The sequence below is a fragment of the uncultured Boseongicola sp. genome, assembly GCF_937988555.1.
Lineage (GTDB): Bacteria > Pseudomonadota > Alphaproteobacteria > Rhodobacterales > Rhodobacteraceae > Boseongicola.
Genome location: NZ_CALJXO010000043.1, coordinates 1 through 2,651, shown reverse-complemented (window position 1 = coordinate 2,651; position 2,651 = coordinate 1). Strand labels below are relative to the sequence as shown.

3 protein-coding genes are annotated in these 2,651 nt (G+C 54.0%); all 3 read left to right on the top strand.

Annotated features, from left to right (window positions below):
* Window positions 1–316 precede the first annotated feature (316 nt).
* Genes Q1B15_RS02640 through Q1B15_RS02630 form a run of 3 tightly spaced genes read left to right on the top strand, consistent with a single transcriptional unit; the run spans window position 317 to window position 2,470 of the window.
* Window positions 317–1,696 (top strand): site-specific DNA-methyltransferase, encoded by a 1,380-nt coding sequence (locus Q1B15_RS02640; protein ID WP_299749745.1) that lies wholly within the window; start codon window positions 317–319, stop codon window positions 1,694–1,696.
* Entirely contained in the window at window positions 1,696–2,088 is a 393-nt protein-coding gene (locus Q1B15_RS02635) for a DUF5681 domain-containing protein (protein ID WP_299749743.1), read from the top strand. Before Q1B15_RS02640 ends, Q1B15_RS02635 begins: the two co-directional genes overlap by 1 nt.
* Window positions 2,081–2,470, top strand: a complete 390-nt coding sequence (locus tag Q1B15_RS02630; protein ID WP_299749740.1) for a DUF5681 domain-containing protein — start codon at window positions 2,081–2,083, stop codon at window positions 2,468–2,470. The genes Q1B15_RS02635 and Q1B15_RS02630 overlap by 8 nt, the downstream gene beginning before the upstream one ends.
* The last annotated feature ends 181 nt before the right edge of the window (window positions 2,471–2,651 follow it).

Sequence of the window (2,651 nt, the reverse complement as noted above, 5' to 3'; positions counted from 1 at the left end):
ACCCGCCAAATTGCAACTCGATATTTGAAAAGTAGAGAGTCGGTTCAACCGGCATCACAAGGTGGCGGTTGTGGGCCAAGATTTTCAAAAAAGCGGTGAGATTGCAAAAAAGATTATAAGCCACTTATATATTTGAGACTTTTTCCTTGCATCACTAAGGCGCGTGCCTATCTCATTGGGACGGGCGCTGCCACAGCAGGCCAAATCAACGGAAGCAACGGAATCAACGGAGAGGTCAGCGTCTTGCGACGCTGTTGAGAATTCCGTGTGACTTGTCGGATCGTCTGACAAGCACCGCTACCAGCGAGGGCCTAATATGGCTGACGTGACGAAGACCGGGGCTTTGGCTCCACAATTGCCGGAGACCCTTCGGCTCAAAATCGAGTATCGTAAGATTGATGATCTTACGCCCTACGCAGGGAACTCCCGAACGCATTCTGACAAGCAGATTGCGCAGATCGCAGCATCGATCCGAACGTTCGGCTTCACCAATCCGGTTCTGATCGGCGACGCAGGACAGATAATCGCCGGGCACGGTCGTGTTGAAGCGGCAAGATTATTGGGCATTGATCAAGTCCCAACAATTGAGTTCGGACATTTGAGTGATGCCGAGCGTCGCGCCTATGTCATAGCTGACAATCGGCTGGCTGAGCTTGCAGGCTGGGATCGCGACATTCTCGCGATTGAACTTCAGGGCTTGTCCGAGCTGGATTTGGACTTTGATCTGGAGATTACAGGCTTTGAAACTGCCGAGCTGGACCTCCTGCTTGACGGTCCTGTTACAAATGAAGCCGATCCCGACGACGATATCTCTGAGATTGAGGTGGGCCCTGCAGTGACAAGACTCGGTGATGTCTGGTTGCTCGGCAAACACCGATTGATCTGTGGCGATGCGCAGAAACCAGATATCTACTCTGCTCTTATGAAATCTGATCGCGCCCGCGCGGTGTTCACAGATCCGCCCTACAACGTGAAGATTGGCGGACATGTTTGTGGCTCTGGCGCGATCCAGCATCGCGAATTCGCCATGGCGTCTGGCGAGATGGATACGGCAGGCTTTACCGCCTTTCTGGAAAATGCGCTTGGCGCGATGGCCAATGTCAGCGTCGATGGCGCCATCCATTTTGTCTGTATGGATTGGCGACACATGACCGAATTGCAGGCAGCGGGTGACAAAATCTACTCTGAACTCAAGAACCTGGTGGTCTGGAAGAAATCCAATGGCGGCATGGGCACGTTCTACCGATCCCAGCATGAGCTTGTCTTCGTCTACAAAGTTGGCACGGCCCCGCATACCAACACCTTCGGCCTGGGCGACACCGGGCGCTATCGCACCAATGTCTGGGACTATCCCGGTGTAAACAGCTTTGGCGCCAATCAGAAAGACCTGGCGCTGCATCCAACCGTCAAGCCTGTCGCATTGGTGGCTGACGCAATCAAGGATGTCACCAAACGCGGCGAAATCGTGCTGGACGGTTTTGGCGGCTCTGGCACAACGCTTCTGGCTGCCGAACGCACAGGCCGCATCGCGCGGCTTATCGAACTGGACCCGCTTTATTGCGATGTAATCTGTCGGCGTTTCGAGGCTGTAACCGGCATGTCGGCGCGTCTTGAACGCACTGGCGACACCTTTGCCGAAACCGCCACTGCGCGCGACCACGCAGAAGCGCCTGACGGCGACAGCGAGGCCGCGTGATGAGTGAGCTAGACCCCTATCGTACCGGCTATATGAAACCGCCAAAACAAAGCCAGTTCAAGAAAGGCAAATCAGGCAATCCGAACGGGCGGCCCAAACAGATCGAAGATCCCTACCTGGCTCTTCAGAAAGTTCTGAAGCGAAAAGTTCAGGTAAAAACCGATGGTCGAAAAATTTCACTTGATGAAGCGCTGATACGGCGCCTCAGGGACCTGGCTGTTTCTGGTGATCGACGGGCCATCCAAATGCTGCAAAAGATCCTTACGATGGCAAACGACCTGAATGGGGCTGATTACCAACGTGTCGATCTGACTGCCGCAAAAGAAAGACTTGCAAAGCTATGTGCAAGCAGCTTGGCAGACGACAGCGTTGATGGAGGCAAGGATGGCTGACGAATATGAAGTTGGGCATGGAAAACCTCCCAAAAACACCCAATGGTCCAAGGGCCAGAGCGGCAACCCGAAAGGCCGCCGCAAAACCAAACACGAATTCCTAAAAACATATGCCGAAATCCTGTCCGAGCCCGTTACCGCCAAAACGCCAAATGGCAATAGCATCTCCTTGGGCAGCCTTGAGGCGGCATATTTTTCCATGTGCAAAAAGGCGCTGAACGGCGACAATGCGGCCCTGTTCAGCGCCTTGAAAATCATGCTGGAAATTCTTCCCAAGGGCCCGGACGCGCAGGAGAAACGCGAGTCTGGGTACGGCGGCGCCAAAGAGAAACTCATGGAAATGGCCGGGCTTTCGGCAAACGGTGATTTGTTCGAAAACTAGTCCCGATTATGGCTCGACTTCGGGGGCCTGACGAGCGGTACTAAATTAAGGCCCGGACTCTGCACCCCGGGCTTTCCTCAGTGCACGCGCCAGCAAAATGTCGGCGCCTACACAAGGAAGCCCAATATGATAAATCATGTCATTCAGCCAAACATGACCATTGAGCCAATCTATGGCCCTG

Coding starts and splice junctions, on each gene's coding strand:
- Q1B15_RS02630 (WP_299749740.1), top strand. CDS start 2,081: ATGGCTGACGAATATGAAGTTGGGCATGGAAAACCTCCCAAAAACACC.
- Q1B15_RS02640 (WP_299749745.1), top strand. CDS start 317: ATGGCTGACGTGACGAAGACCGGGGCTTTGGCTCCACAATTGCCGGAG.
- Q1B15_RS02635 (WP_299749743.1), top strand. CDS start 1,696: ATGAGTGAGCTAGACCCCTATCGTACCGGCTATATGAAACCGCCAAAA.